This window comes from Pseudomonas sp. CF161 (assembly GCF_000416215.1).
GTDB lineage: Bacteria > Pseudomonadota > Gammaproteobacteria > Pseudomonadales > Pseudomonadaceae > Aquipseudomonas.
Genome location: NZ_ATLP01000076.1, coordinates 1 through 26632, shown reverse-complemented (window position 1 = coordinate 26632; position 26632 = coordinate 1). Strand labels below are relative to the sequence as shown.

24 protein-coding genes are annotated in these 26632 nt (G+C 63.8%); 14 read left to right on the top strand and 10 right to left on the bottom strand.

What is annotated here, in order from left to right:
- Positions 1 to 17: 17 nt before the first annotated feature.
- The gene (sbcB, locus tag CF161_RS13965) at positions 18 to 1445 is read right to left on the bottom strand and encodes an exodeoxyribonuclease I (RefSeq protein ID WP_020297236.1); all 1428 of its coding nucleotides are present in this window, start codon (positions 1443 to 1445) and stop codon (positions 18 to 20) included.
- Between the two features lie 182 nt (positions 1446 to 1627).
- On the opposite strand from sbcB, the gene CF161_RS13960 reads away from it, so the two are divergent.
- From CF161_RS13960 to CF161_RS13935, 6 genes are read left to right on the top strand one after another with little or no spacing between them, the layout of a single operon-like run.
- Positions 1628 to 2353 carry an RDD family protein gene (locus CF161_RS13960; RefSeq protein ID WP_043229420.1) on the top strand — a complete coding sequence of 242 codons (726 nt, stop codon included), beginning with the start codon at positions 1628 to 1630 and terminating at the stop codon, positions 2351 to 2353.
- A complete protein-coding gene (locus tag CF161_RS13955; RefSeq protein ID WP_020297234.1) occupies positions 2350 to 3330 on the top strand; it encodes a stage II sporulation protein M in 981 nt (326 codons plus the stop codon). Before CF161_RS13960 ends, CF161_RS13955 begins: the two co-directional genes overlap by 4 nt.
- Positions 3317 to 4858, top strand: coding sequence for a DUF4129 domain-containing protein (locus CF161_RS13950; RefSeq protein WP_020297233.1), 1542 nt, complete (start codon positions 3317 to 3319; stop codon positions 4856 to 4858). Before CF161_RS13955 ends, CF161_RS13950 begins: the two co-directional genes overlap by 14 nt.
- Entirely contained in the window at positions 4855 to 6027 is a 1173-nt protein-coding gene (locus tag CF161_RS13945) for a DUF4350 domain-containing protein (protein ID WP_020297232.1), read from the top strand. Before CF161_RS13950 ends, CF161_RS13945 begins: the two co-directional genes overlap by 4 nt.
- Entirely contained in the window at positions 6024 to 7049 is a 1026-nt protein-coding gene (locus tag CF161_RS13940; protein ID WP_020297231.1) for a MoxR family ATPase, read from the top strand. The genes CF161_RS13945 and CF161_RS13940 overlap by 4 nt, the downstream gene beginning before the upstream one ends.
- A 13-nt stretch (positions 7050 to 7062) precedes the next feature.
- Positions 7063 to 8394: a DUF58 domain-containing protein gene (locus tag CF161_RS13935; RefSeq protein WP_020297230.1), complete on the top strand. Its 1332-nt coding sequence runs from the start codon at positions 7063 to 7065 to the stop codon at positions 8392 to 8394.
- A 15-nt stretch (positions 8395 to 8409) separates the two neighbouring features.
- Here the strand turns inward: CF161_RS13935 and CF161_RS13930 are convergent, their stop codons facing one another.
- Both CF161_RS13930 and CF161_RS13925 read right to left on the bottom strand, forming a co-directional pair.
- On the bottom strand, positions 8410 to 8769 hold the full coding sequence (locus CF161_RS13930; protein ID WP_020297229.1) for a PilZ domain-containing protein: 360 nt from the start codon (positions 8767 to 8769) through the stop codon (positions 8410 to 8412).
- Between the two features lie 205 nt (positions 8770 to 8974).
- A complete protein-coding gene (locus tag CF161_RS13925) occupies positions 8975 to 9349 on the bottom strand; it encodes a tol-pal system YbgF family protein (protein ID WP_020297228.1) in 375 nt (124 codons plus the stop codon).
- Positions 9350 to 9506: 157 nt separating this feature from the next.
- Between CF161_RS13925 and pyk the strand changes: the two genes are divergently transcribed.
- On the top strand, positions 9507 to 10958 hold the full coding sequence (pyk, locus tag CF161_RS13920) for a pyruvate kinase (protein ID WP_020297227.1): 1452 nt from the start codon (positions 9507 to 9509) through the stop codon (positions 10956 to 10958).
- A gap of 160 nt (positions 10959 to 11118) precedes the next feature.
- On the opposite strand, the gene CF161_RS13915 is transcribed toward pyk, so the two are convergent.
- Positions 11119 to 12057 (bottom strand): iron-sulfur-binding ferredoxin reductase, encoded by a 939-nt coding sequence (locus CF161_RS13915; RefSeq protein WP_020297226.1) that lies wholly within the window; start codon positions 12055 to 12057, stop codon positions 11119 to 11121.
- Positions 12050 to 13156, bottom strand: a complete 1107-nt coding sequence (locus CF161_RS13910; protein WP_020297225.1) for a diguanylate cyclase — start codon at positions 13154 to 13156, stop codon at positions 12050 to 12052. The genes CF161_RS13915 and CF161_RS13910 overlap by 8 nt, the downstream gene beginning before the upstream one ends.
- A gap of 336 nt (positions 13157 to 13492) precedes the next feature.
- Here CF161_RS13910 and CF161_RS13905 point away from each other — a divergent pair, with 336 nt between their 5' ends.
- The 4 genes from CF161_RS13905 (at position 13493) to CF161_RS13890 (ending at position 19779) form a co-directional block, all read left to right on the top strand.
- Positions 13493 to 15016: a fumarate hydratase gene (locus tag CF161_RS13905; RefSeq protein ID WP_020297224.1), complete on the top strand. Its 1524-nt coding sequence runs from the start codon at positions 13493 to 13495 to the stop codon at positions 15014 to 15016.
- 154 nt (positions 15017 to 15170) lie between these two features.
- On the top strand, positions 15171 to 16934 hold the full coding sequence (locus CF161_RS13900) for an ATP-binding protein (RefSeq protein WP_020297223.1): 1764 nt from the start codon (positions 15171 to 15173) through the stop codon (positions 16932 to 16934).
- Positions 16928 to 18253 (top strand): sigma-54 dependent transcriptional regulator, encoded by a 1326-nt coding sequence (locus tag CF161_RS13895; protein ID WP_020297222.1) that lies wholly within the window; start codon positions 16928 to 16930, stop codon positions 18251 to 18253. The genes CF161_RS13900 and CF161_RS13895 overlap by 7 nt, the downstream gene beginning before the upstream one ends.
- Positions 18254 to 18459: 206 nt before the next feature.
- Positions 18460 to 19779: an MFS transporter gene (locus tag CF161_RS13890; protein WP_020297221.1), complete on the top strand. Its 1320-nt coding sequence runs from the start codon at positions 18460 to 18462 to the stop codon at positions 19777 to 19779.
- Positions 19780 to 19872: 93 nt separating this feature from the next.
- On the opposite strand, the gene CF161_RS13885 is transcribed toward CF161_RS13890, so the two are convergent.
- Positions 19873 to 20628, bottom strand: a complete 756-nt coding sequence (locus tag CF161_RS13885; protein WP_020297220.1) for a hypothetical protein — start codon at positions 20626 to 20628, stop codon at positions 19873 to 19875.
- A gap of 376 nt (positions 20629 to 21004) precedes the next feature.
- Between CF161_RS13885 and CF161_RS13880 the strand changes: the two genes are divergently transcribed.
- Together CF161_RS13880 and CF161_RS13875 are read left to right on the top strand one after the other, a co-directional pair.
- Positions 21005 to 21418, top strand: coding sequence for a hypothetical protein (locus CF161_RS13880; protein WP_020297219.1), 414 nt, complete (start codon positions 21005 to 21007; stop codon positions 21416 to 21418).
- Positions 21419 to 21593: 175 nt separating this feature from the next.
- The gene (locus tag CF161_RS13875; RefSeq protein WP_020297218.1) at positions 21594 to 22223 is read left to right on the top strand and encodes a flavin reductase family protein; all 630 of its coding nucleotides are present in this window, start codon (positions 21594 to 21596) and stop codon (positions 22221 to 22223) included.
- On the opposite strand, the gene CF161_RS13870 is transcribed toward CF161_RS13875, so the two are convergent.
- Together CF161_RS13870 and CF161_RS13865 are read right to left on the bottom strand one after the other, a co-directional pair.
- Positions 22216 to 22488, bottom strand: a complete 273-nt coding sequence (locus CF161_RS13870; protein ID WP_043229418.1) for a hypothetical protein — start codon at positions 22486 to 22488, stop codon at positions 22216 to 22218. The two genes, CF161_RS13875 and CF161_RS13870, sit on opposite strands and share 8 nt — an antisense overlap.
- Positions 22489 to 22497: 9 nt before the next feature.
- The gene (locus CF161_RS13865) at positions 22498 to 22863 is read right to left on the bottom strand and encodes a putative quinol monooxygenase (protein ID WP_043229407.1); all 366 of its coding nucleotides are present in this window, start codon (positions 22861 to 22863) and stop codon (positions 22498 to 22500) included.
- A gap of 327 nt (positions 22864 to 23190) precedes the next feature.
- Between CF161_RS13865 and CF161_RS13860 the strand changes: the two genes are divergently transcribed.
- Positions 23191 to 24120 (top strand): AraC family transcriptional regulator, encoded by a 930-nt coding sequence (locus CF161_RS13860; protein WP_020297215.1) that lies wholly within the window; start codon positions 23191 to 23193, stop codon positions 24118 to 24120.
- A gap of 34 nt (positions 24121 to 24154) precedes the next feature.
- On the opposite strand, the gene CF161_RS13855 is transcribed toward CF161_RS13860, so the two are convergent.
- Both CF161_RS13855 and CF161_RS13850 read right to left on the bottom strand, forming a co-directional pair.
- The gene (locus tag CF161_RS13855; RefSeq protein WP_020297214.1) at positions 24155 to 25603 is read right to left on the bottom strand and encodes an aldehyde dehydrogenase family protein; all 1449 of its coding nucleotides are present in this window, start codon (positions 25601 to 25603) and stop codon (positions 24155 to 24157) included.
- Positions 25600 to 26632 (bottom strand): thiamine pyrophosphate-dependent enzyme (locus CF161_RS13850; protein WP_020297213.1); only part of this gene is annotated, 1033 nt, incomplete at its 5' end. The genes CF161_RS13855 and CF161_RS13850, both read right to left, overlap by 4 nt.

Genomic DNA, 26632 nt, shown 5'->3' with positions numbered 1-26632 from the left:
ACGTGCAGTAAGCCCTTTCAAATACCCAGTCGGGCGCTTAATGAACGCGCATAACCCTGCCATTCATTGAGTACCGCTTTCTGCGCCGGCGTGGCGTTTAATAAGGACTGTGCACAGGCCGCATTAAAAGCCTCAAGGGTATTGGGCGCCCCGTATTTCGGGTCGAGTAGACGTTGCTGACAAAACGTTTTCCAGCGTTCTTGCTCTTGCTTATTCAATGTCTCGATGAAGTTGCGCGCCCGGTAACGGAATAATAATTCCGGCAGGCGTTCATCATCGAATGGCCAATGCGCTTGAGCCAAATCGACAGGGTCGGCCAGGCGTACTTGCTCGCACAGGCGACGATCACGATCACCAATAAACCCGTCGTATAACTGCTGCTCCGGATCCTCTGTGGCCGCAAAGTCTTCAGTTGCATAGATCGCCTGAAGTTTCTCGCGCCAAACTTCCTGGCCCTCGCTCAGCTGCTGCGCGCGCGCCTGATAAAGCTCCATGTCCAGTTGCAGGCGCTGTTGGTCCTGCAGGCGCAATACATTCAGTGGCGCCACCACCGGACAGCGGTTGATATGAATAAGCTTGAGTGGCACCGGCAGCTCGCCCTCGGCCAACTCGTCACGGCGGGTGTACAAGCGCTGGCGCAATGACTCCGCGTCCTGGTCCAGCAACCCCTGCGGGTCGAGGTGCAGGTCACAGACAATCAGCGCATTGCGATTGCGCGGGTGCCAAGCCAGGGGCAGTACCACGCCCAGGTAACTGCGCGCCGCCGAGAACCGCCCGGAGATATGCACCATCGGCTGCAGCAGGCGGATCTGGTCCATCACCCGTTGCTTGCTGCGCAGTTGAAACAGCCAGTCAAACAGCTTGGGCTGCTTCTCGCGGATCAGCCGCCCCAGGGCGATGGTGGCGCGCACATCGGAGAGTGCGTCGTGGGCCTGGCCATGGTCGATGCCGTTGGCAGCGGTCAGGCGCTCGAGCTTGAGGCTCACCCGCCCCTCTTCCTCGGGCCAGACGATGCCTTGCGGACGCAAGGCATAGGCCGCACGCGCCACATCGATCAGGTCCCAGCGGCTATTGCCGCCCTGCCACTCGCGGGCGTAGGGGTCGAAGAAGTTGCGGTACAGGCTGTAGCGGGTCATCTCGTCGTCGAAACGCAAGGTGTTGTAGCCCGAACCACAGGTGCCGGGCTGGGCCAGCTGGGCATGGACCCGCGTCATGAAATCGGCTTCGCTCAACCCCTCTGCCGCCAAGCGGCCGGGGGTAATGCCGGTGATCATGCAGGCCGCAGGATGGGGCAGGATATCGTCGCTGGGCTGGCAGTAGAGGTTGACCGCCTCGCCGATCTCGTTGAGTTCATGGTCGGTGCGAATACCCGCCACTTGCAGCGGCCGGTCGCAGCGCGGGTTGATGCCAGTGGTTTCGTAGTCGTACCAGAAGATGGAGGTCACGGGCTGTTCCTGAACTGAAGACCGGCAAAGTCTAGGCGCTAGGCAGCCGCCGCGGCCAGCGATCTTGCACCTGATCAGTTACCCGATGCGTCATCGCGACAGTTAGTGATGTCGTTCGCCCCCCCGACACTGCTAGCATCTGCCCTGGATTTTTTCTCAACCAGGCCAGCCACCCGTTGCCCATGCCCGAGACCACAGCACTGCCAAGGAAAGCACCGCTGCACCCGCCACTGGATACGCGGTACCAGGTCGAGACGCCGGAAGGCATCGACTTGCCGCTGCGCCCGGCCGGGTTGATGTCGCGTGCCATGGCCTTTGCCATCGACCTGGGGTTTCGCGGGGCGATCCTCGGCGTGCTGTTCATTGCCCTGGCGTTTCTCGGCAAGCTGGGCATGGGCCTGGGTTCGCTCCTGCTGTTCCTGATCAGTTGGTGGTACATGGTGCTGTTCGAGGTGCTCAACCAGGGTCGCTCGCCCGGCAAGATGCTGATGGGGCTCAGGGTCGTGCAGGATGACGGCACGCCCATCGGCTGGGGCCCGTCCCTGACCCGCAACCTGTTGCGGTTTGCCGACATGTTGCCATTCGGCTATTTCCTCGGCGCCATCAGCTGCCTGCAGCACCCAACCTTCAAACGCCTCGGCGACCTGGCCGCCGGCACCCTGGTGATCTATCGCGAGCGCACCCTGGACCGCCCGGCCTTGCCCGAGGCCGAGCCCAAGCGCGCACCTTTCGCCCTCAAGCTCGATGAGCAGCGGGCAATCCTCGGGTTCGCCGAACGCCAGAGCCAGCTGTCGGCAGAACGGATCGACGAACTGGCGGCGATTCTCGCCCAGCCGCTGCAGGTTCCCATTACCCAGGCCAAGGCCGAGCTCAACGGCATCGCCCGTGGCTTTTTGGGGCCGACATGAAGCAAAGCCTGTTCGAAAGTCGCCATCAACCCGAGTGGCAGCGTTTCAGCCAACTGCTGGAGCAACTGGAGCGCCGCCGGGCCAAGGCTGAAGATTGCCTGAGCTTCCCCCAGGACTACCGCCGCCTGTGCCAACACCTGGCGCTGGCCCAGGAGCGCGGCTACAGCAGCTACCTGATCGACCCGCTGCAACAATTGGCGCTGCGTGGCCATCAACAGCTGTACCGGCAACGCACGCCGTTGAGCGCCAAGGTGCTGGGTTTCGTACTCGCCGGGTTTCCACGCCTGGTGCGCGAACAATGGCGCTTCGTGCTGGCGGCCGGCCTGCTGTTTTTTGGCAGCCTGCTGGGCTTTGGCCTGCTGGTCTATCTGTTTCCGGACCTGGTCTACAGCCTGATAAGCCCGGAGCAGGTGGGCGCCATGCAGAGCATGTACGACCCCGATTCCAGCCGCCTGGGCCGAGACGCCGCGCGCGCCTCCAGCGAAGACTGGGTGATGTTCGGCTACTACATCATGAACAACATCGGCATTGCCTTTCAGACCTTCGCCAGCGGGCTGCTGTTTGGCCTCGGCAGCGTGTTCTTCCTGTTCTTCAACGGCTTGATGATTGGCGCGATTGCCGGCCACCTGACGCAAATCGGTTCCGGGCAGACCTTCTGGTCGTTTGTCATCGGCCATGGAGCCTTCGAGCTCACCGCCATTGCCCTGGCCGGTGCGGCAGGCCTGCAACTGGGCTGGGCGCTGATCGCCCCCGGGCGCCTGCCCCGGGGCGAAGCGCTGCTGCAAGCCTCACGCAAGAGCGTGCAACTGGTCTGTGGCGTGATGCTGTTTTTATTGATCGCCGCCTTTATCGAAGCCTATTGGTCCTCCCTGACCTGGCCCGCGCCCTGGATCAAATACCTGGTGGGCGCAGCCCTGTGGGCGCTGGTGGCGCTTTATCTGATCTTTGCCGGACGTACCGCCCATGCGCCTGAGTGACTCAAGTGTGGCGATCCGCCCGCGCACGCCCTGGGAAGCCATGGACCTGGGCGTGCTGCTGAGCCAGCAGCATCGTCGGCTGCTGATGACCAGCTGGGCCATCGTCACCCTGCCGGTCTTCGCCTTGCTCAGCCTGCTGCTGTGGCAGTCGCCCTCATGGGCCCTGCTGCTGTTCTGGTGGTTGAAGCCGGCCTTCGACCGGTTGCCGCTGTTTATTCTGTCCAAGGCCCTGTTCGGCGAAACCCCGACCCTGGGCCAGGCGCTGCGCCAATGGCCGCGCCTGCTCAAGCCACAACTGCTGGCGAGCCTGACCTGGCGCCGCCTGAGCATGAGCCGCAGCTTCGTGATGCCGGTGGTGCAGCTCGAAGGCCTGAGCGGTGATGCGCGCCAGCAACGACTCAACGTACTGCTGCAAAAAAATGCCGGCGCCGCGCGCTGGCTGACCCTGATCGGGGTGCACCTTGAAGGCGCGCTGTGGATCGGCCTGCTGGTGCTGTTTTACCTGATGCTGCCGCAGCAGATCGAGCTCGACTGGGACTGGCAGAAGACCCTGGTCGCCGCCGCCCAGCAGGACTGGCTATGGCTGGAACACCTGACCAATGCCTTCTACGCGCTGGTGCTGATTGCCTGGGAACCGATCTACGTCGCCTGCGGTTTCAGCCTTTATCTCAATCGCCGTACCGAGCTGGAGGCCTGGGACCTGGAGCTGGTGTTCCGCCGCCTGCGCCAACGCCTGAGCAGCGTGGCGGCGCTGCTGTTGCTGGTGGGCCTGACACTGGTCCCGCTGCATCAAAACGTCTGGGCCGCCGCAGAGGTCGACCCCTCGACCCAGCTGCGCCTGCGCAACCAGGCGCTGAACAGCCAGGCGTCGAAGGACGGTATCCAGGCGATCCTGGAAAAGCCGCCGTTCAAGAATCCGGAATCGGTGACCCGCTACCGCTTCGGCGACGAACCCAAGCCAGGTGCCCAGTCGGGCAAACCGCCGAGCTGGTTGAAGAAGCTGCTGGGCAACCTGGACGGCGGCGCCTTCGCCAGCATTGCCAAGGGTCTGGAAATCTTCCTCTGGGCCGTGGTCCTGGGCACCATTGCCCTGGTGATCTGGCGCTACCGCGAGTGGCTGCAAGCGTTTGTCAGCCGGCGCCCGCAGCCACGGAAAAAAATCCCAAGGCCCCAGCCGACCCAATTGTTCGGGCTGGATGTCGCCAGCGAAACCCTGCCCGAAGACATCGCCGCCAGTGCCGCACGGCTGTGGCAGAGCCAGCCCCGGGAAGCCCTGGGCCTGCTGTACCGGGCCCTGCTCAACCGCTTGCTGCATGACTACCAGTTGCCACTCAAGGCCGCCGACACCGAAGGCCAGGTCCTGGAACGGATCCGGGGCTTGCAGCAACCGGCCCTGCTGGCGTTCAGCAGCAGCCTGACCCAACACTGGCAAAACCTCGCCTATGGCCACCGACTGCCGGCGGCGCACCTGCAACAGGAACTGTGCGACGCCTGGCGGGCGCTGTTCGAACCGCAGGTGCGACCATGAAGCGTGTCTGGCCGTGGGCCCTGGGCCTGGTGCTGTGCGTACTGCTGGCCGGGGTCGCTTACGTCATTTATCGCAACGCGGTGCCCTACCAGGAAGTCATCGACCACGGCCCCTCCCCCGAGGCCCTGGCCAACCCTTACCTGGCCGCCGAGCAGTTTCTGCAGCAGCGCGGGATCAAGGTCCAGCACGCCGACGGCCTGGAGATTCTGCCGACCCTGGAGTCCCACGGCCAAACCCTGCTGATGCTGGGGGAGCGTTCGAACATGACCCCGCGCCAGGTTCGCCAGGTGCTGAACTGGACCCGTGCCGGCGGGCGCCTGGTGCTGGTCGCCGAGGCGCTGTGGGACGAGAAAACCGAAAAAAGCGGCGACCTGCTGCTGGACCGGCTGCGAATCCATCAATTTATGAGCGCCGAGCCGGAACACCCGCCGCAACCGCAGGAGCCCGAAACAAAAGAAGACTTCCCGAAGTTGACCAAGCTGTACCTGGAAGATGAAAAAGCACCGGCCTACTTCAGCTTCGACAATGACTTTGATCTCGATGACCCCCACGACCTAGCGCAATCCTGGGCCAACAGCGGCGTTGCCACCCACCTGCTGCAACTGTCCTATGGCAGCGGCACGGTGACGGTGCTGACGGACGCCGAAATCTGGAAAAACACCCAGATCGGCCGCTACGACAACGCCTGGCTGCTGTGGTATTTGAGCACCGACAGCACCGTCACCCTGTTATTCGACACCCACCACGACGGTCTCTGGCAGCTCCTGCTGCGGTACTTCCCCCAAGCCCTGGTGGCCCTGGCGACGTTGATCGGCCTCTGGCTGTGGCATGTCGGCGTACGCCACGGCCCGCTACAGGCGCCGCCGCCCAAGGCGCGGCGCCAGTTGCGCGAACACCTGCGTGCCAGCGCCGACTTCCTGCTGCGCCATGGCGGCCAGGGCGCGCTGCTCAAGGCCCTGCGCCTGGACATCCAGCGCCGCGCCCGGCGCCGGCACCCGGGTTTTGAACACCTCGACACCGAACAACAATGGCAGGTGCTTGCGCGCCTGACCCAGCAACCCATCGACGCCATCAGCCAGGCGCTGCCGTCAGGCAGCGGGCAGCGCCACTCCAGCGCCGATTTCAGCCGCCTGGTCGCCCACCTGCAAACTCTCAGGAATGCCCTATGAGCGAACTTCCCGAAGACCCGTTTCCGTCCACTGACGCCCTCCCCGCCGAACACCATCTGGCCCAGCAGCGCCAGCGCGCCAGCCAGTTGGCCCAGGCCGTACGCCAGGAACTGCAAAAAGTCGTGATCGGCCAGGACGCGGTGATCGACGACGTGCTCACGGCGCTGATTGCCGGCGGCCATGTGCTGCTCGAAGGCGTGCCGGGCCTGGGCAAAACCTTGCTGGTGCGCGCCCTGGCTCGCTGCTTTGGCGGTGAGTTCGCGCGCATTCAGTTCACCCCGGACCTGATGCCCAGCGACGTCACCGGGCACGCGGTGTACGACATGCAGACCGAGCAGTTCAAGCTGCGCAAGGGGCCGCTGTTCACCAACCTGTTGCTCGCGGACGAGATCAACCGCGCACCGGCCAAGACCCAGGCCGCCCTGCTCGAGGCCATGCAGGAACGCCAGGTCACGCTGGAAGGCCAGGCCCTGCCGATCGGTCAGCCGTTCATGGTGCTGGCCACCCAGAACCCGATCGAACAGGAAGGCACCTACCCGCTGCCGGAAGCCGAACTGGACCGTTTCATGCTCAAACTGCGCATGGACTACCCGGACGCCGAGCAGGAACTGGACATGGTGCGCCAGGTCGCCCGTTCGACCCGCGCCGACATGCTGGACGTGCAACCCCTGCGCACCGTATTGCAAGCCCAGGACGTGCTGACCCTGCAACGGATTGCCAGCGACCTGCCGCTGGACGAACAGGTGCTCGACTACGCCGTGCGCCTGGCCCGCGCCACCCGTACCTGGCCCGGCCTGACCCTGGGCGCCGGCCCGCGGGCATCGATTGCCCTGGTCCGCGGCGCGCGGGCGCGAGCGCTGTTGCGTGGTGGCGACTTCGTGATTCCCGACGACGTCAAAGGCTGTGCCCTGGCGGTGTTGCGCCATCGGGTGCGGATTGCCCCGGAGCTGGATATCGAAGGCCTGTCGGTGGAGCAGGTACTCAAGCAACTGCTCGACCAGATCCCGGCGCCACGCCTATGAGCCATCTAAACCGATGAAACCTTCGCGCCTGCTGCTGATCTGGCTGGGCGTGCTGCTGGGCCTGGACATCGTCCTGGGCGCCTGCGGTGCCCTGGGCCTGGACCTGCCACCGAGCTTGCAGTCGATTGCCTGGGGCCTGCTGCTGGCCTTGTTGCTGCTGGCGGTGCTCGATGCCGCGCTGCTCTGGCGCCTGCCCTCGCCCCGACTGCGGCGGCAGATCCCCGGCAGCCTGCCACTGGGGCGCTGGAGCGAAGTCAGCCTGGAGCTGCAGCACGACTACCGGCGGCCACGCGCCGTCGAAGTCTTTGACCATGTGCCGGACGGCCTGAGCTTCGAACACCTGCCTCAGGGCCTGACACTCGAACCCGGGCGCCACAGTCAGTTCGGCTATCGAGTGCGACCGCTCAAGCGTGGGCATTTCAACTTCGCCTACTGCGAGCTCAACCTGCCCAGCACCCTGGGGCTGTGGAGCGCGCGCCGGATTCTGCCCCTGCCCGACAGCACCCGCGTGTACCCGGACTTCGCCCGCCTCTACGGCGCGCAATTGCTGGCGGTGGACAACTGGCTGAGCCAGCTCGGGGTGCGTCAGTTGCAACGCCGGGGCCTGGGCCTGGAGTTCAACCAGCTGCGGGAGTTTCGCGAAGGCGACAGCCTGCGCCAGATCGACTGGAAAGCCACCGCTCGCCAGCGCACGCCGATTGCCCGCGAGTACCAGGACGAACGCGACCAGCAGATTATCTTCATGCTCGACTGCGGCCGCCGCATGCGCAGCCAGGATGGCGAGCTGGCCCATTTCGACCACGCCCTCAATGCCTGCCTGCTGCTGAGTTACGTGGCCTTGCGCCAGGGCGATGCGGTAGGCCTGAGCACCTTTGCCAGCCAGGCACCGCGCTACCTGGCCCCGGTCAAGGGCTCGGCGCAGCTCAGCGTCTTGCTCAATTCGGTGTACGACCTGGACAGCAGCCAGCGCCCCGCCGACTACCAGGCCGCCGCCAGCCACTTGCTGGCCCGGCAGAAACGTCGGGCTCTGGTGGTGCTGGTCACCAACCTGCGCGATGAGGATGACGAAGAGCTGCTGACGGCGGTCAAGCGCATCAGCCGCCAGCACCGGGTACTGGTGGCGAGCCTGCGTGAAGAAGTCCTCGACGAACTGCGCCAGACGCCGGTGCAGACCCTGCCCGAAGCCCTGACCTACTGCGGCACCGTGGACTATCTGAACGCCCGGGGCGAGCTGCATGAGCGGTTACTGGCCCACGGCGTGTCCTTGCTCGACGCCCGTCCGGGCGAGCTGGGCGCGGAACTGGTGACCCGTTACCTGAGCTGGAAGAAAGCCGGCACCCTGTGAGCCAGGGCAGGCAGGCTAGGCCGAGGCCTGCAAGGGATAGAAACTGAAGTAGTGCCGCAGGTCACTCACCAGTTGCCGGTACTCGGCAGACGCCCGCTGCAGGGCAAAACCCGCGTCGTAATAGTGGGGCGTCACGTCTTCGTGGCACCACAGGCAATTGGCAGTGAAGTCGATGAACTGCGGCCGACCGGCGTTGCCCGGAAGCTTCACCCGCAATTCGAAATCGACCCCCACCATCATCGGCAACTGGCTGATCAGCATCAAACCGTCTTGCGAGACGTTGCCCAGGCTGCCGACTGGCTTGTCGGTGAGTCGATTGTAGACTTTCAAAAAGTACGGCAGCTGGTGCCGCTCTATCCGACGTTCGGTAGGCATGCTGAAGATCGCTATGCAGAGGCCATTAAGCATGGCCGCACTAGGGCTTCGGAGCAGACCTGCAGGCAGGCTGCTCTCCCGAGTCCGTGCTGTCGCCGGTCGCGGGCAGCCAGCAGAGCCGGCGATTCAGAGGCGAAGCTCCAGGCGGACTCCGCAATCTTAGCTCAAGGCCCAAGCCCGGCCACGGAATGTATGACGAATATAATTACAAGGTTGCCGGGCGGACCTGGGCGCCGGTACGCGGCGGGTAGTAGCCCAGCTGCTGCAGGGTTTCCAGTCGGGCACGGGCACGGAACGCATACTCGCTGCTCGGGAACTCGGTGAGGATGAACTGATAGGTCTGCGCAGCATCGACGAACAGTTTCTGCCGCTCCAGGCATTGCCCGCGCAACATGGAGACTTCCGGCTGCACATAACGGCGCGAACGGCTGGTGCGATCGACCTGGCTGAGTTCGAGCATCACGCTCTCGCAGTTGCCGCGATCGTAGGCGCGGTAGGCATTGTTCAAATGGTGGTCCATCGACCAGCGGGTACAGCCGACAACACTGACGGCCAGGGCAGCAATGAGTACGAAGCGCATGGGGGATCTCCTGTCTTGTGCAGTGTATCGACTCATCAGCGAAAATCTTCAAGGTTGTTCGTTTAAACAAACAAACGAATAAGTAGTGCAAACGAACAATGACTACAACTTCGGACCATAGTAGCCTCTCGCTGCGCTTGAACTTTAGGAGTCTTGCATGTCCGTTCGTCGTACCAAAATCGTTGCCACCCTCGGCCCGGCCAGTAACTCGCCGGAAGTTCTCGAACAGCTGATTCTCGCGGGCCTCGACGTCGCCCGTCTGAACTTCTCCCACGGCACCCCCGACGAGCACAAGGCTCGCGCCAAGCTGGTACGCGATCTCGCGGCCAAGCATGGGCGTTTTGTCGCGCTGCTGGGTGACCTGCAAGGCCCTAAGATCCGTATCGCCAAATTCGCCAACAAGCGCATCGAGCTGAAGATCGGTGATCACTTCACCTTCTCCACCGTGCATCCGCTGACCCAAGGCAACCAGCAGGTCGTGGGTATCGACTACCCGGACCTGGTCAAGGATTGCGGCGTCGGCGACGAGTTGCTGCTCGACGACGGTCGTGTGGTGATGCGCGTTGAAACCGCCTCCGCCACCGAACTGAACTGCGTGGTCACCATCGGCGGCCCGCTGTCGGATCACAAAGGCATCAACCGTCGCGGTGGCGGCCTGACCGCACCGGCCCTGACTGAAAAAGACAAGGCTGACATCAAGCTCGCCGCCGAAATGGAAGTCGACTACCTCGCTGTGTCCTTCCCGCGCGACGCCGCTGACATGGAATACGCCCGTAAACTGCGCGACGAAGCCGGCGGCACCGCCTGGCTGGTGGCGAAGATCGAACGCGCCGAAGCCGTCGCCGACGACGAGACCCTCGACGGTCTGATCAAGGCGTCCGACGCCGTCATGGTTGCCCGTGGCGACCTGGGTGTGGAAATCGGCGACGCCGAACTGATCGGCATCCAGAAGAAAATCATCCTCCACGCTCGCCGCCACAATAAGGCAGTGATCGTGGCGACCCAGATGATGGAGTCGATGATCCAGAACCCGATGCCAACCCGCGCCGAAGTGTCCGACGTGGCCAACGCCGTGCTCGACTACACCGACGCCGTGATGCTTTCGGCTGAAAGTGCCGCGGGCCCGTACCCGCTGGAAGCGGTTCAAGCGATGGCGCGGATCTGCGTCGGCGCTGAAAAGCATCCAACCAGCAAGACTTCCAGCCACCGTATCGGCAAGGTCTTCGAAAGCTGCGACCAGAGCATCGCCCTGGCCGCCATGTACACCGCCAACCACTTCCCGGGCGTGAAGGCGATCATCGCCTTGACCGAAAGTGGCTATACGCCGTTGATCATGTCGCGCATTCGCTCCTCGATCCCGATCTACGCGTTCTCCCCGCACCGCGAGACCCAGGCCCGTGCCGCCATGTTCCGTGGCGTCTACACCGTGCCGTTCGACCCGGCATCCCTGCCACCGGAGCAGGTCAGCCAGGCTGCCATCGACGAACTGCTGAAACTCGGCGTGGTAGAAAAAGGCGACTGGGTCATCCTGACCAAGGGCGACAGCTACCACACCACCGGCGGCACCAATGGCATGAAGATCCTGCACGTTGGCGACCCGATGGTCTAAGCAGCACTCGCTGAACGCAAAAGCCCCGTCGTGAAAACGTCGGGGCTTTTTTATTGCGTAGTCGGTGGGGCTTGAGGGTGTTGGGCTGTCAGGTATCGAGGCGGTGTTTCGCTGGGCCAGCGCAGCCTTCGGCAGCGGCTACAGGTGTTAGACGCTGCCGTCAGGCTCGCGGCAGGAAGACGTCGGCCAGCAGTTGATTGCGCGGCAAGCCTGACAGGTACAGGCGCCGGGCGAAGGTGTCGACGCTGTCGGGGTGACCGCAGAGCAGCGCCAGGGTTTGCCGGGACGTCAGCCGCAGTTGACCCAAGGCCAGGGGCAGTTCGGCCGGGGTCAGCAGCTCGACGCTGAGGTTGGGATGATTCGCCGCCAGGGCCGCCAGGGGCTTGGCCAGGTAATGCTCGCCGGCATCGTGAGCGAGGTGGATGACCCGGATCGCACCCTGATGATCCTGGCGCAACGCCTCACGCAGTACCCCAAACAACGGCGCCAAACCGGTGCCGGCCGCCAGCAGCCACAGCGGTCGGCTCTGCCAGTCCGGGTCATAGTGCAGCGCGCCCCCGCGCAACTCCCCCAGACGCAGCGGGTCGCCCGGCTTCAGCTCACGCGCCACATCACTGAATGCCCCCGCCTGGCGACAGTCGAGGTGGAACTCCAGGAAGCGGTCTTCTTCAGGCAGGCTCGCCAGTGAATAAGGCCGCGCCACGCCACTGGCCGTCCACAGCACCAGATGCTGGCCGGCCTGATAGCGCAGGTTGCGCTCGGGCTGCAACCGCAGGCGCAGTACCGTCGACGATAACCAGTCAGCCCCCTGCACCACGGCAGACAGGCCATCGCGCAGGGGATCGAAGGTTTCGACCTGCAGATCCTCGTTCACCTGGCACTGACAGGCCAGGCGCCAGCCGAGGCGGCGCTGCTCGTCGCTCAGGGCATCGGGCCGGCTATCGCTGGGCAGGCCCTGGACGCAACGCACCAGGCACGCATGGCAACTGCCGGCGCGGCAACTGTAGGGCACCGCCATGCCGGCCTGATTCAGCGCATCCAGCAGATTACTCCCCGCCGCCACCGACCACTGCCGCTCACCGACCCGCAGCTCAGGCATCGGCCTGCTCCCACGCCGCCGCGCAGCGATTGCGGCCATCGCGCTTGGCCCGGTACAGCGCCTGATCCGCGCGTTGCAGCGCATCATCGAGGTCATCGTCCAGCACCAGCAGGGTCATGCCCGCCGACAGACTGAGGTCGCGCACCTGCAAGCCAACCAGCTGGGCATCCATAAATGCAATGCGCAGGCGTTCACAACAGGAGGTCAAGCGCTCGGCGTCGCAGTCAGGCAGCAACAGGACAAACTCTTCGCCACCGTAGCGCGCCAGCACATCGCCTTCGCGCAGGCAGGCGCTGGCCACTGCGGCAAACGCTTGTAACACCTGGTCGCCGGCGGCATGGCCATGCATATCGTTGATCCGTTTGAAATGGTCGAGGTCGATCAGCGCCAGGCCGTGCACCTGGTCGGCGCCCATGGCGTGCAGCTCACGGGAAGCAAGCCTGAGGAAGTGCCGTCGATTGAACAGGCCCGTCAGTTCATCGGTGGCCACCAGGTCCTCGAGCTGACGCATCATGCCACGCAAGGTGTCCTGGTGGGCCTGCAAGGCGAAGCGCCGTTGCCGCATGCGGTGGCGCGAAGCCTGGACATAACTGGCATACAGGCACAGCCACAGCAGCACCACGAACAGCACGCACACCTGCAATACCGCCAGCCGCGGGTCGGCCAGCCGGAAGTGATACGCCTCCCACAGGTTGAGCGCGGCAAAGCTGATGAATATCCACATCGCACAGCGGGTAAAGGCCCGCCGCGAAAGATGAAAGAGCCCGAACAACATGGGCACCACGTAAAACACCAGGAAGGTGCCACGGGCGATATCCAGGTGCGCCAACAGCCAGGTCTGCCAGGTGATACCCAGCAGCACCTGCACTTCGGTAAGGCTTGGATCGGAAAACCGCAAGTTGCGCCCGCTGATGAACAGGCCGCACAGGATGGCCTGGCTGATCACCACCAGGACCGTATCGATCAGGGCGGCGCTGACCGGAGCAGAATAATGTCCGGTCAGGATGGCGACCCAGAGCAACAGCAAAATCAATGCGTAACTGCCCGCAGCAATGGCAAAACGCTTGATTAAAAGACGCTGAATAGCTTTATGGGTCAATCGTTGACTCACCGTGCGAAAGGGGGCTTAAAGAGTTTCCTACCCTACAGGCCACTTGCCACTTTAGTGCCGTGGCGAAAAAATAACTATTCAAATTTGTGGCGTTTTAATGCTACGTCCGACGCGTTCACGCAAGAACAGTGCCTGTTCGCTGCTCGACTTTCGTTTGGCGGCTGGCGGGTGTGCCCGGGACTGAGGCGCGGTATACTGCCGCGCCTTTTTAGCGTCGCGCCAATGTGTGTCCGGCGTGCCTCAAGAAGGTGTTTGCAACCGACCGATGCACCCAAGCTGCAAGCACCTTATTAAATGTTCCCGTCTTTTAGAGGAGCGCGACTCATGACCGTGATCAAGCAAGACGACCTGATACAGAGCGTTGCCGACGCCCTGCAGTTCATTTCCTACTACCACCCCGTGGACTTCATCCAGGCGATGCACGAGGCCTACCTGCGCGAAGAGTCGCCGGCAGCCCGCGATTCCATGGCGCAAATCCTGATCAACTCGCGCATGTGTGCCACTGGCCACCGCCCGATCTGCCAGGACACCGGCATCGTTACCGTATTTGTCCGCGTGGGCATGGACGTGCGCTGGGATGGCGCGACCATGGGCCTGGACGACATGATCAACGAAGGCGTGCGTCGCGCTTACAACCTGCCGGAAAACGTCCTGCGGGCTTCGATCCTGGCCGACCCGGCGGGCGCGCGTAAAAACACCAAGGACAACACCCCGGCGGTCATCCACTACTCCATCGTCCCGGGCAACACCGTGGAAGTGGACGTGGCGGCCAAAGGCGGCGGCTCCGAGAACAAGTCGAAAATGGCCATGCTCAACCCGTCCGACTCGATCGTCGACTGGGTGCTCAAGACCGTTCCGACCATGGGCGCCGGCTGGTGCCCACCGGGCATGCTGGGCATCGGCATCGGCGGCACCGCCGAGAAAGCCGCGGTGATGGCCAAGGAAGTGTTGATGGAATCCATCGACATCCACGAGCTCAAGGCCCGTGGCCCGTCCAACCGCATCGAAGAGATGCGCCTGGAGCTGTTCGAGAAGGTCAACCAACTGGGCATCGGCGCCCAGGGCCTGGGTGGGCTGACCACCGTGCTCGACGTGAAGATCATGGATTACCCGACCCACGCCGCCTCGCTGCCGGTGTGCATGATCCCCAACTGCGCCGCCACCCGTCATGCACACTTCGTGCTCGACGGTTCGGGCCCGGCGTCGCTGGAAGCGCCACCGCTGGACGCCTACCCGGAAATCGTCTGGGAAGCCGGCCCGTCGGCCCGTCGCGTCAACCTCGACACCCTGACCCCGGAAGACGTGCAGAGCTGGAAGCCGGGCGAAACCGTGCTGCTCAACGGCAAGATGCTCACCGGTCGCGACGCGGCGCACAAGCGCATGGTCGAGATGCTGAACAAGGGCGAAACCTTGCCGGTGGACCTCAAGGGCCGCTTCATCTACTACGTTGGCCCGGTCGACCCGGTCGGTGACGAAGTGGTAGGCCCTGCCGGCCCGACCACCGCCACGCGGATGGACAAGTTCACCCGGCAGATCCTCGAGCAGACCGGCCTTCTGGGCATGATCGGCAAGTCCGAGCGCGGTCCGACCGCGATCGAGGCGATCAAGGACAACAAGGCCGTGTACCTGATGGCCGTTGGCGGCGCTGCCTACCTGGTGGCCCAGGCGATCAAGAAGTCCAAGGTCCTGGCGTTCGCCGAACTGGGCATGGAGGCGATCTACGAGTTCGAGGTCAAGGACATGCCGGTCACCGTGGCCGTCGACAGCCAGGGCGAGTCGGTGCACATCACCGGCCCGGCGATCTGGCAGAAAAAAATCAGTGAAAGCCTGGCGGTAGAAGTGCAGTAAGGCTTCCACGCGTCAACCCAGGCGGCGGTGCTGTTCATTGAACGGCCCGCCGCCTTTTTCATGGGCAGATTTCGCGGGTGAAACTGTCCACGATCAACGCCGCATGGGGCACTCATGCTATCGTTCCCGCCCCCATTGCAGCCTGCCCTGACTCATGGCCCAGATCTCGCGCCCGCTACGCCTGACGTTTTATTCCCTGGTGATTCTCGCTGGTGCCGTCATCAGCGCCGGCCTGGCCATGCATCACGCCGAACGCCAGGCCCTGGTCGATGACGCTGCCCGGGCCAACGAACAACTCGGGCTGTACGCCAATTCCCTGCACACCCTGATTGAACGCTATCGCGCGCTGCCGGCGGTGCTGGCCCTGGACCCCGAATTGCGCAGCGCCCTCAGTGGCCCCCTGGGCGCCGAGCAACAGGATGCGCTGAACCGCAAGCTGGAAAAAATCAACGGCGCCGCCCGCTCCTCGACCCTCGAACTGCTCAACCACGACGGCCTGGCCGTGGCCGCCAGCAACTGGCGCCTGCCCAGCAGTTACGTCGGGCACAACTACGGCTTTCGCCCTTACTTCAGCCAGACCCGCAGCCAGGGCACCGGACGCTTTTACGCGGTGGGCGTGACCAGTGGCATTCCTGGCTATTTCCTGTCCAGTGCGGTCAAGGGCGACGCCGACGAATTCCTCGGCGCCATGGTGGTGAAGCTGGAGTTTCCCGAGCTGGAACGTGAGTGGAGCCAGGGCAGCGACACCCTGCTGGTCAGCGACGCCCGGGGCATCATTTTTATCGCCAACCAGCCTGGCTGGCGCTACCGCCAATTGCGCCCGTTGTCCGACAGCGAGCTGGCGGACATCAAGACCACCCGCCAGTACGACAAGCAACCGCTGACACCGCTGGAGCATCAGACCCTCAGGCACTTTGACGACAACAGCAAGCTGGCCCGGGTCAACGGCCCGCAAGGCAATGCCGACTACCTGTGGGAGTCCCTGCCCCTGAGCGCCGAAGGCTGGACCCTGCACCTGCTGCGCCGGCCCCAGGTCGACGAAGACCGACGCAACGCCGGGCTGGCCGCCGCCGGCGCCTGGTTGACCCTGGTCTTTCTGCTGCTGTTCCTGACCCAGCGCTGGCGCCTGGCCAAGTTGCGCCAGCGCAGCCGCGAAGAACTCGAACAACTGGTCGAGGAGCGCACCCGCGACCTGCGCACCGCCCAGGATGGCCTGGTGCAATCGACGAAGCTGGCGGCCCTCGGGCAAATGTCGGCGGCCCTCGCCCATGAGATCAACCAGCCGCTGACCACCCAGCGCATGCAACTGGCCACCCTGCGCCTGCTGCTGGATCACGGCCGGGTCGATGATGCCTACAAGGCCCTGCGGCCACTGGATGACATGCTGACGCGCATGGCCGCCCTCACCGGACACCTCAAGACCTTCGCCCGCAAGAGCCCCAGCGGCCTGCGCGAGCGCCTGGACCTGGCCGCGGTGGTGGATCAGTCCCTGCAACTGCTCGAGACACGCCTGCGGGATGAAAACGTCGAACAGGTGCTGCACCTGACGCGCCCGGCGTGGGTCCGTGGCGACGCGATCCGCCTGGAACAGGTGCTGATCAACGTGCTGCGCAACGCCCTCGACGCCATGCACGACAAGCCCCAGCGCCGCCTGGAAATCCGCCTTGAGGCCGATGACCAGCTGTGGAGCCTGAGCATTGCCGACAGCGGCGGCGGGATTGCCGAAGAGCACCTGGCCAATGTCTTCGACCCGTTCTTCACCACCAAGCCGGTGGGCGACGGGCTGGGCCTGGGGCTGGCGGTGTCCTACGCCATCATCCACGAACTGGGCGGGCGCCTGACCGCCGCCAATCAAGGCGACGGCGCGGTGTTCACGCTGTACCTGCCCATCGACCTGGAGGCGCACATCCAATGCTGAATTCGGTACTGGTGGTCGATGACGAAAGCAGCATCCGCAGCGCCATCGAACAATGGCTGAGCCTCTCGGGCTTCGACGTGCAGTTGTTCAGCCGCGCCGATGAATGCCTCGCGCAGCTGCCGGAGCATTGCCCCGGGGTCATTCTCAGCGACGTGCGCATGCCCGGCATGAGCGGGCTGGAACTGTTGGCCGAGGTCCAGCGCCGGGACCCCGACTTGCCGGTGATTCTGTTGACCGGCCACGGCGACGTGCCGATGGCCGTGGAAGCCATGCGCGACGGCGCGTATGACTTCCTCGAAAAACCCTTCAGCCCCGACGCCCTGCTCAGCAGCCTGCGGCGAGCCCTCGACAAGCGCCGGCTGGTCCTGGAAAACCGCGCCCTGCACCAGTTGGCGGACAACCGCGCGAAGCTGGATGCCACGCTGCTGGGGGTATCCCGCGGACTGCAGACCCTGCGGCGCCAGGTCCTGGACCTGGCCGCGCTGCCGGTCAATGTGCTGATCCGTGGTGAAACCGGCAGCGGCAAAGAGTTGGTTGCGCGCTGCCTGCACGACTTCGGTCCGCGGGCCGGCAAGCCATTCGTGGCGCTGAACTGCGCGGCGATTCCCGAGCAATTGTTCGAGGCTGAGCTGTTCGGCCACGAGAGTGGCGCCTTTACCGGCGCCCAGGGCAAACGCATCGGCAAGCTCGAATACGCCGACGGCGGCACGCTGTTTCTCGATGAAATCGAAAGCATGCCCCTGGCCCAGCAAGTCAAACTGCTGCGCGTGCTGCAAGAGCAGAAGCTCGAACGCCTGGGCTCCAACCAGAGCATCCATGTCGACCTGCGGATCATCGCCGCCACCAAGCCCGACCTGCTGGACGAAGCCCGCGCCGGGCGCTTTCGCGAGGACCTGGCGTATCGGCTGACCGTGGCCGAGCTGCGCCTGCCGCCCCTGCGGGAGCGGCGCGAGGACATTCCGTTGCTGTTCGAATCCTTCGCGCAGAACGCCGCCGAGCGTCTGGGTCGCACCTTTCCGCCCCTGAGCGGGCCGCAGTTGAGCCACCTGCTGAGCCACGACTGGCCGGGCAACGTGCGAGAACTGGCCAACGTTGCCGAACGCCAGGTGCTGGGGCTGGGGGAGCCGGAGCCAGTGGGGATCGACCCGGGGCAATCCCTGGCGGCGCAGCAGGAGGCGTTCGAGGCCCACTGCCTGCGCTCGGCCCTGACCCGGCACAAGGGTGACGTGAAGGCCGTGCTCGAAGAGCTGCAACTGCCGCGCCGGACCTTCAATGAAAAGATGCAACGCCACGGTTTGAACCGGGAAATGTTCCTGTAAACGCCAACCGTGATCCACGACCTTTGCCGCGCCCGCTCGGCAACTTTCCGCTTACACACCGGCCTTCGATAAGCGGATTTCCGCCTATCCAACCGCCCTACCCCCTCTAAACCGGCCTTCTTCGACCTGGCACAGCTCCTGCTATAGCCCACCCAGGCTGCGTTTACGCGCACTCCCAAAAAAACAATTAGATGAAGGATCCTTCAATGGATAACTCCAACGCCTTGCCTCTTGGGTCGGCTGCCGCGCCCGCCAAAGCCCGAACCACTTCCAGCCGCATCAAATCGATCTTCAGTGGCTCGGTCGGCAACATGGTCGAGTGGTACGACTGGTACGTCTACGCGGCGTTCTCGCTGTACTTCGCCAAGGCCTTTTTCCCCAAAGGCGACACCACCGCCCAATTGCTCAACACCGCCGCGATCTTCGCCGTGGGCTTCCTGATGCGTCCGATCGGTGGCTGGCTGATGGGCCTCTACGCCGACAAGGTCGGTCGCAAAAGCGCATTGATGGCTTCGGTCTACCTGATGTGCTTCGGCTCGCTGCTGATCGCCCTGAGCCCGGGTTACGAAACCATCGGCATCGGCGCGCCGATCCTGCTGGTGTTCGCACGCTTGCTCCAGGGCCTGTCGGTGGGTGGCGAATACGGCACCTCCGCCACTTACCTCAGTGAGATGGCAACCAAGGAACGTCGTGGTTTCTACTCCAGCTTCCAGTACGTGACCTTGATCTCCGGCCAGCTCATCGCCTTGGCCGTGCTGATTGTGCTGCAACAAGTCCTGACCACCGAGCAGCTGTACGCCTGGGGCTGGCGCATCCCGTTCGCCATCGGCGCGCTGTGTGCCGTGGTCGCGCTGTACCTGCGTCGTGGCATGGAAGAAACCGAGTCCTTCACCAAAAAAGAGAAGGCCAAGGAAAGCGCCATGCGCACCTTGCTCCGTCATCCCAAGGAACTGCTGACCGTGGTCGGCCTGACCATGGGCGGGACCCTGGCGTTCTACACCTACACCACCTACATGCAGAAATACCTGGTGAACACCGTCGGCATGAGCATCTCCGACTCCACCACCATTTCCGCAGCGACTTTGTTCCTGTTTATGTGCCTGCAACCGATCATCGGCGGGCTGTCGGATAAAGTCGGACGCCGGCCGATCCTGATTGCCTTCGGTGTCCTCGGCACCCTGTTCACCGTGCCGATCCTCACCACCCTGCACACCATCCAGACCTGGTGGGGCGCGTTCTTCCTGATCATGGCCGCGCTGATCATCGTCAGCGGCTACACCTCGATCAACGCGGTGGTCAAAGCCGAACTCTTCCCTACCGAAATCCGCGCTCTGGGCGTAGGCCTGCCCTATGCGCTGACGGTGTCGATCTTCGGCGGCACCGCGGAATACATCGCGCTGTGGTTCAAAAGCATCGGCATGGAAACCGGCTACTACTGGTACGTCACCGCCTGTATCGCCTGTTCGCTGCTGGTCTACGCGACCATGAAAGACACCCGCAAGCATTCGCGGATCGAGACTGACTAAGCGTTCAGTCAGTCACAAAAAAGGGCGCGGTCAGCCAATGACCACGCCCTTTTTCATGCCTGCAAACCTCTGCCCCTGGCCGTGCTCACCGGCTCAGGACGGTTCAGCCAGCGCCTGGCGCCCGAACTTACGCTGGGCATAGGTCGCGCCGACAATCATCACCAGCAGGATCCCCGCCAACACCGCCGACGAGCCGATGGTGCCAAAATCCAGGCCGCCCTTTTCATGGGGCTTGGTGAGGAAATCCCCCAGGGTCGCGCCGAATGGCCGGGTCAGCACGAATGCCGCCCAGAACAGCAGCACCGACGAGATCCGGGTGAAGTATTTGAGCAGCACCACCACGGCGATGGTGGCGCCGATAAACAATGCGCCGCCGGCAAAACCCAGGCCCGAATCATCCGCCAGGTAGTCGCCCAGGGCGGTGCCCAAGGTGTTGGAAAACAGAATCGCCATCCAATAGAACATCTCCCCCCTGAAGCTGTGGATCTTGTTCACGTTCAGCGAATCGCCGCTCAGGCGCCAGGCCGCGAAGATCGCCAGCAGTATTGCAATCAGGATCATCGAGCCGGTGGCGTAGCCCAACTCCAGGGTGCGGTCCATGAAGTCCGACATGGTGGTCCCGGCCGTGCTGGTGGAGAGGATCACGATCCAATACAGCACCGGGTTGTAGGTCCTGGAAAACAGTTGGGTGATCAGGGTCAGCACGAACACGCTGATCAGGATCATCGAGCTGATGGCATAGCCGACATTCAAGGTCATCGACAGCAGGTCCCCGGCGGTTTCTCCGAGGGTGGTCGCGCAGATTTTCATGACCCAGAACGCCAGGGTGATCTGAGGAAGTTTATTCATTCGCGGTATCGCTCCAGGGCTCTATTCAAGACGGCCTGTCGTCGAATGCAGGCCTGGGCGAAGGCTGCGGGGCGGGCAGTGAAAAATAGGTTCGTGGCGCATGAAAAATCCGTTGATCGCGATTCCACAGCCCGAGTTAACAGATTAATGATCCGTTAATGCTCGGGTCGCAGCCTGGAATTGAATCCATAACGCCCTCCCATACGTATACAGAGCACGGGCCAGACCGCAGTTATTTGCAGTCACTTGCGACGGCCTTAGCATCGATTAAATCGATTAATTTAAGCGTTTTTTTGCGCTTTTTAATCAAATTAACCGGAGTAGTATCTGTTTCACGCCCAACGCACACACCCTTGACGAACCTGGAGTCACTCTCATGAAAAGCAAACTGATCATCGCCCTGACACTTTCGGTACTGGCCGCCAATGCCTTTGCTGCCGATGGTTATGACCGTACCGGCTCGGCCACGCTGGCCGCTGACGGTTACGACCGCACAGGCTCGGCCACCGTTGTCGAAGACGGCTATGACCGCACCGGCTCCGCCACCTTTGCCGCTGACGGCTATGACCGCACCGGTTCTGCCACAGTCGCTGAAGACGGCTACGACCGCACCGGCTCCGCCACCTTCGCCGCTGACGGCTATGACCGCACCGGTTCTGCCACAGTCGCTGAAGACGGCTACGACCGCACCGGCTCCGCCACCTTCGCCGCTGACGGCTATGACCGCACCGGTTCTGCCACAGTCGCTGAAGACGGTTATGACCGTACCGGTTCCGCCACCATCAGCTAATACCCACGCGCGGCATCACAGCCCGGCTTCGGCCGGGCTTAGTCGTTTTAAGCAGGGGAGAAAAACACCGTACCTCGCTTGAGAGCCGGCCATCGCCTGACCATCGATGCTGGAATTAGCCCCTCGCGCCCGGCACTATGGCGCCCTCGGATCACTGCGCCTCAGGAGCCCCGCCATGCCCGACGATATTCACTACTACGAACCCGCCCAGGGCCACGGCCTGCCCCATGACCCGTTCAACGCCATCGTCGGCCCGCGCCCTATCGGCTGGATTTCCTCACAGGACAGCCAAGGCCGGCTGAACCTGGCGCCCTATAGCTTCTTCAATGCCTTCAACTACATTCCGCCGATCATCGGGTTCTCCAGCGTCGGGCGCAAAGACAGCCTGAACAACATCGAGCAGACCGGCGAATTTGCCTGGAACCTGGCGACCCGGCCCCTGGCCGAGCAGATGAACCAGAGTTGCGCATCCGTGCCGGCCGATATCGACGAGTTCGAATTGTCGGGCCTGACCCCGGTCGCCTCGAAGGTGATCGCCGTACCGCGGGTAGCCGAAAGCCCGGTGTCCTTTGAATGCAAGGTCACGCAGATCATTCAGTTGCAGCGGGCAGATCAGGAACTGGTGCCGAGCTGGCTGATTCTCGGCGAAGTGGTCGCCGTGCATATCGCCAAGTGGCTGCTCAAGGATGGGGTGTACGACACCGCCGCGGCAGAACCGATTCTGCGCGGCGGCGGGCCAGCGGATTATTTCCAGCTGGGGCCTGAGGCCTTGTTCAAGATGTACCGCCCGGGGGCAGTCAGGTAGTTTTCCAGGACAGTTCGCCGTCCTCATCGACGTCGATCAACTGCTCAAGCTTGTGCGCAGCAGCCTGGTCGGCGTCATCGGCGGTCTTGAATTTCTGGTCATCCAGTACTTTATGAAAACGCGGAGCACCTGAACCACCCAGGGCCTTGATGGCGATAGCGGCGCTGTAACCGCCTTCACCCGGTACCACGGCGGACACCGCTTCGAACTGCGCAAACTCTTTACGTGCCATGTTGCTGATCCTGGCCAATGGAAAGTCGGCCATTCTAAACCTTCAACTGGCCAGTTTGTGCACCGGGGCCTGGTTCAGCTGCGCGTATTCGCCATGGGCCTCGGCGGCCGAGATGTGGCTGAAGGTGTGGAAGTCCAGGCTGTTGACCACCAGGTCCTGCACCAACTCGGTAAAAATCGCCATGGCCGGCGAACTGAAGTAGGCGGTCATCGCCTGCTGACTGCTCCAGAAACCGGAAACCATCCACAACTCGGCATCGCACTGCGAGTGCTGCAACGCGAAATGCAGGCAACCGGGTGTCTGGCGCGACGGCTCGATCAGGCTGCTCAAGCGCGCACCCAATTCCGTGGTACGCCCGCTGCGGGCACGGACGAAAGCCATATGACTGACAGGACTATGCGTGGACATCTGCGACCCTCCCAGGGTGTTGTCGAGGCAGCCGTGGGACGGGCTGCGACAGGATCAAAGAGTAAACGGCCGTGGCAGCCGCCGTTAGTCGAATCCTGTCGGCCTTTTGCACAATCCTGCGAGCAGCGCGAGATGGGATCGACGCACACTCGATAGCCCCGGAGAAACCATACGACTGTTTCAAGCAAGTGACACCCGCGCCGAAACAGGTGTTGTATCTAATACGCGCGTGCGCTGCAGAATCAGGCAAGTTTTACGCAGGAATCGCCTACCCATGGTTCTTGCACAAACTTAAGCTGTGCCCATCAGAAACGCCGGAGGCTTCCCATGTCGTCACTCGAATATCCGCAAGCTCCGCTGGATCCGGACATGGAAAAACAGCGCGCCGAGCTGGCCGGAATCATTCGCCGCAACACCTGCGAAGACGGCAGCTACGCCACCGCCATCCACTCACTGTTTGTTTCGCGACACAGCAGCTCCCACCAGTTCGCCCCGGTGCTGGCCCAGCCGGCGCTGTGCATCATGGCTCAGGGGCGCAAGGAGGTGCGGCTGGCCGACGAGACCTTCAACTACGACCCGCTCAATTACCTGGTGGTATCGGTGTCGGTGCCCTTGAGCGGCAAAGTCGCCATCGTTTCGCCCGAAGAGCCGATCCTGGCCTTGCGCCTGGACATCGACCCCACTGAAATCAGTGCCCTGATCGCCGACGCCGGCCCCCTGGGCGTTCCGACCCGGCCTACCGGGCGTGGCCTGTATGTGGAACAACTCGACCCGCCGATGCTCGATGCCGTGCTGCGCCTGACCCGGTTGCTGGACACGCCCAAAGACATCGCCATGCTCGCGCCGCTGATCCGCCGGGAAATCCTCTATCGGCTGCTGCGCAGCAAGCAGGGGCATCGGTTGTATGAGATTGCCATCGCCAATAGCCAGAGCCACCGCGTCAACCAGGCCATCAAATGGCTGAACGGCAACTATGAACAACCTCTGCGCATCGATGACCTGGCGCGGGAGGTCAACCTCAGCGTCTCGACCCTGCACCATCGCTTCAAGGCCATGACCGCCATGAGTCCGCTGCAGTACCAGAAGCAACTGCGCCTGCAGGAAGCGCGACGGCTGATGCTCGCCGAAGGCCTGGAGGCCTCCGCCGCTGGCTACCGTGTGGGCTACGAAAGCCCGTCGCAGTTCAGCCGCGAGTACAGCCGCCTGTTCGGCGCCCCACCGCTGCGGGACATGGCGCGCCTGCGGATCACTGTCTGAATCCAGCGCCGACCGCGACGCTGGATACGCCGGCTCAGCGGGCCCGGATCACGTGCTTGATCTCCTGGAAAGCCTGCAGCCCCCAAGGCCCCAGCTCGCGGCCGATGCTGCTCTGTTTGTAGCCGCCCCACGCCGCCTGCGGAAAAATCACCTGGGGCGCGTTGATCCACACCAGCCCGGCCTGCAGCTCGTTCGCCACCCGTTCGGCTCGCTCGGTGCAACCACTGACCACGCTCGCCACCAGGCCGAACGCGCTGTCATTGGCCAGGTCCACAGCCTCTTGCTCGCTGGCGAAACTGCGTACGCAGAGCACCGGGCCGAAGATCTCCTCGCACCACAACGCGCTGTCCAGGGGCACCTGGGTGAAGATCGTCGGCGCAATGAAATAGCCACGGGGCAGCGCCGGCGGGCGTCCGCCACCCGACACCAGCTTGGCGCCGACACTCAGCCCCGCCTGGATATGGCCCAAGACCCGCTGGTACTGCGCCTGGTTGACCAACGCGCCCATGTCCACCTCGGCGGCGAACGGCTCGGCGACCCGGATCGCCTCGGCCCGGGTCTTGAGGCGCAGCAGAAACTCATCCGCCAGCTCTTCGGCCACCAGCACCCGACTGGTGGCCGAGCACATCTGCCCGGCGTTGAAAAAGCCGCCGCCACAGGCCAGCTCTACCGCCAGGTCGAGATCGGCATCGGCCAGCACCAGCAGGGATGATTTGCCGCCCAGTTCCAGGCTGACGCCCTTGATGCTTTCTGCTGCGCGCTGCATGACCTGGACCCCGACCGCATTGCTGCCGGTAAAGGAAATCTTCGCCACCCGCGGATCGGCCGCCAGCGGTGCGCCGACGGCCAGGCCGGTGCCGCACACCAGGTTGAACACGCCGTCGGGCAAGCCACTGTCGGCGATGATTGCCGCCAGCTCCAGCTCCGGCAGCGGCGTGACCTCGGACGGTTTGAGGACCACGCTGCACCCGGCCGCCAAGGCGGGCGCCAGCTTCCAGGCTGTGGTGACCATGGGGAAGTTCCAGGGCACGATCAAACCGACCACGCCGCAGGGCTCGCGACGCAGGCGAGCGCTGAAATCATCACTGGGCAGGGGCACATCCGCGTCCTGGGCGGCATCCAGGCCTTCGGCCAGGCCGGCGTAGTACTCGAAGGTGGCAATGACATCATCCACATCGATAGCCGCTTCGAATTGCGGCTTGCCGTTGTTGCTCGATTGCAGCTGCATCAGGCGTTCGCGGCGTGCGGCGACGCCCGTGGCAATCTTGCGCAAGACCCCGGCACGCTCGGCGCCGCTGCGCGCGGACCACAGGCGAAATCCCGCCTGGGCGGCGCGTACCGCCTGCTCAACATCCTGCCCATCGCCCCCCGCGACCACCGCCAAAGGCTGCTCCGTGGACGGGTTGATCACCTGCAAGCGCTCGCTGCCCGCGCGCCATTGGCCATTGATGTACAGCCCATTCGACAGATTCATGGTGCTCATGCCTGCACCGCCTGCATCCAGCCGGCCTGGTCGATTTCAATCAGGCTCGGCCCCTGACGTGCGGCGGCGGCACGCAAGGCGTTGCGCAATTGCTCGACACTGGCGATGGCTTCGGCGGCGCAGCCCAGGGCCTGGGCCACACCGATAAAGTCCGGGGTGTAAATGTCCACGCCCACCGGCGTGATGGCGCGGTTGACCATGTACTTCTTGATCTCCTCGTAACCCTGGTTATTCCACAGCAGGACAATGATCGGAGTCTGGGCCTCCACGGCGCTAGCCAGTTCCGCCAGGGTGAATTGCAGGCCGCCATCGCCGATCAGGCAGGCCACCGGGCCACGGGCGCTGCGCTCGGAAGCCCCGCCCAGCCAGGCGCCCACCGCTGCCGGCAAGGCATAGCCAAGGGTGCCGTAACCGGTGGACGAGTTGAACCAGCGCCGCGGCTGCTCGGGGTTGAAGGTCAGGTTGCCGCTATACACCGGTTGCGTGGAGTCACCGACGAACACGATCTCCGGCAGCTCCTCAAGCACGGTTTGCAGCAGCAGGGTCTGGGCGCGGGTCGGGGCGTCCCAGGCACTCTCCAGCTCGCGGCGCAGGAGCGCCGCACGGGCCTGGCCCCAGTCTGCGGCGCGCTCGGCCAACGGCTGTTGGCTCAAGTACGCCAGCAAGGCTTCGGCGGCCATCTGCGCATCGGCCACCAGCGCCACCTGCGGCGGGTAGTTGCGCACGGTCTGGTCCGGGTCGATGTCGATCCGCAGCAGGGCCCCGGGAATTTCGAAACCACCGGCGAAGGTCACGTCGTAATCGGTCTCGGCCAGTTCGGTGCCGATGGCCAGGACCACATCCGCCTCTGCCACCAGGGCCCGGGTGGCGACCAGGGACTGGGTCGAGCCGATCAGCAGCGGATGCGAGGACGCCAGCATGCCCTTGGCGTTGATGGTCAGGGCCACGGGCGCGTCCAGCAGCTCCGCCAGTCGGGTCAACGCAGCCGCCGCGTCGATCGCGCCACCGCCGGCGAGGATCAGCGGGCGC

Bases quoted from the DNA above. Each gene is read 5' to 3' on its own strand.
- CF161_RS13960 (WP_043229420.1), top strand. From the start codon at position 1,628: ATGCCCGAGACCACAGCACTGCCAAGGAAAGCACCGCTGCACCCGCCA.
- CF161_RS13955 (WP_020297234.1), top strand. From the start codon at position 2,350: ATGAAGCAAAGCCTGTTCGAAAGTCGCCATCAACCCGAGTGGCAGCGT.
- CF161_RS13950 (WP_020297233.1), top strand. From the start codon at position 3,317: ATGCGCCTGAGTGACTCAAGTGTGGCGATCCGCCCGCGCACGCCCTGG.
- CF161_RS13945 (WP_020297232.1), top strand. From the start codon at position 4,855: ATGAAGCGTGTCTGGCCGTGGGCCCTGGGCCTGGTGCTGTGCGTACTG.
- CF161_RS13940 (WP_020297231.1), top strand. From the start codon at position 6,024: ATGAGCGAACTTCCCGAAGACCCGTTTCCGTCCACTGACGCCCTCCCC.
- CF161_RS13935 (WP_020297230.1), top strand. From the start codon at position 7,063: ATGAAACCTTCGCGCCTGCTGCTGATCTGGCTGGGCGTGCTGCTGGGC.
- CF161_RS13930 (WP_020297229.1), bottom strand. From the start codon at position 8,769: ATGCCTACCGAACGTCGGATAGAGCGGCACCAGCTGCCGTACTTTTTG.
- CF161_RS13925 (WP_020297228.1), bottom strand. From the start codon at position 9,349: ATGCGCTTCGTACTCATTGCTGCCCTGGCCGTCAGTGTTGTCGGCTGT.
- pyk (WP_020297227.1), top strand. From the start codon at position 9,507: ATGTCCGTTCGTCGTACCAAAATCGTTGCCACCCTCGGCCCGGCCAGT.
- CF161_RS13915 (WP_020297226.1), bottom strand. From the start codon at position 12,057: ATGCCTGAGCTGCGGGTCGGTGAGCGGCAGTGGTCGGTGGCGGCGGGG.
- CF161_RS13905 (WP_020297224.1), top strand. From the start codon at position 13,493: ATGACCGTGATCAAGCAAGACGACCTGATACAGAGCGTTGCCGACGCC.
- CF161_RS13900 (WP_020297223.1), top strand. From the start codon at position 15,171: ATGGCCCAGATCTCGCGCCCGCTACGCCTGACGTTTTATTCCCTGGTG.
- CF161_RS13895 (WP_020297222.1), top strand. From the start codon at position 16,928: ATGCTGAATTCGGTACTGGTGGTCGATGACGAAAGCAGCATCCGCAGC.
- CF161_RS13890 (WP_020297221.1), top strand. From the start codon at position 18,460: ATGGATAACTCCAACGCCTTGCCTCTTGGGTCGGCTGCCGCGCCCGCC.
- CF161_RS13885 (WP_020297220.1), bottom strand. From the start codon at position 20,628: ATGAATAAACTTCCTCAGATCACCCTGGCGTTCTGGGTCATGAAAATC.
- CF161_RS13880 (WP_020297219.1), top strand. From the start codon at position 21,005: ATGAAAAGCAAACTGATCATCGCCCTGACACTTTCGGTACTGGCCGCC.
- CF161_RS13875 (WP_020297218.1), top strand. From the start codon at position 21,594: ATGCCCGACGATATTCACTACTACGAACCCGCCCAGGGCCACGGCCTG.
- CF161_RS13870 (WP_043229418.1), bottom strand. From the start codon at position 22,488: ATGGCCGACTTTCCATTGGCCAGGATCAGCAACATGGCACGTAAAGAG.
- CF161_RS13865 (WP_043229407.1), bottom strand. From the start codon at position 22,863: ATGTCCACGCATAGTCCTGTCAGTCATATGGCTTTCGTCCGTGCCCGC.
- CF161_RS13860 (WP_020297215.1), top strand. From the start codon at position 23,191: ATGTCGTCACTCGAATATCCGCAAGCTCCGCTGGATCCGGACATGGAA.
- CF161_RS13855 (WP_020297214.1), bottom strand. From the start codon at position 25,603: ATGAGCACCATGAATCTGTCGAATGGGCTGTACATCAATGGCCAATGG.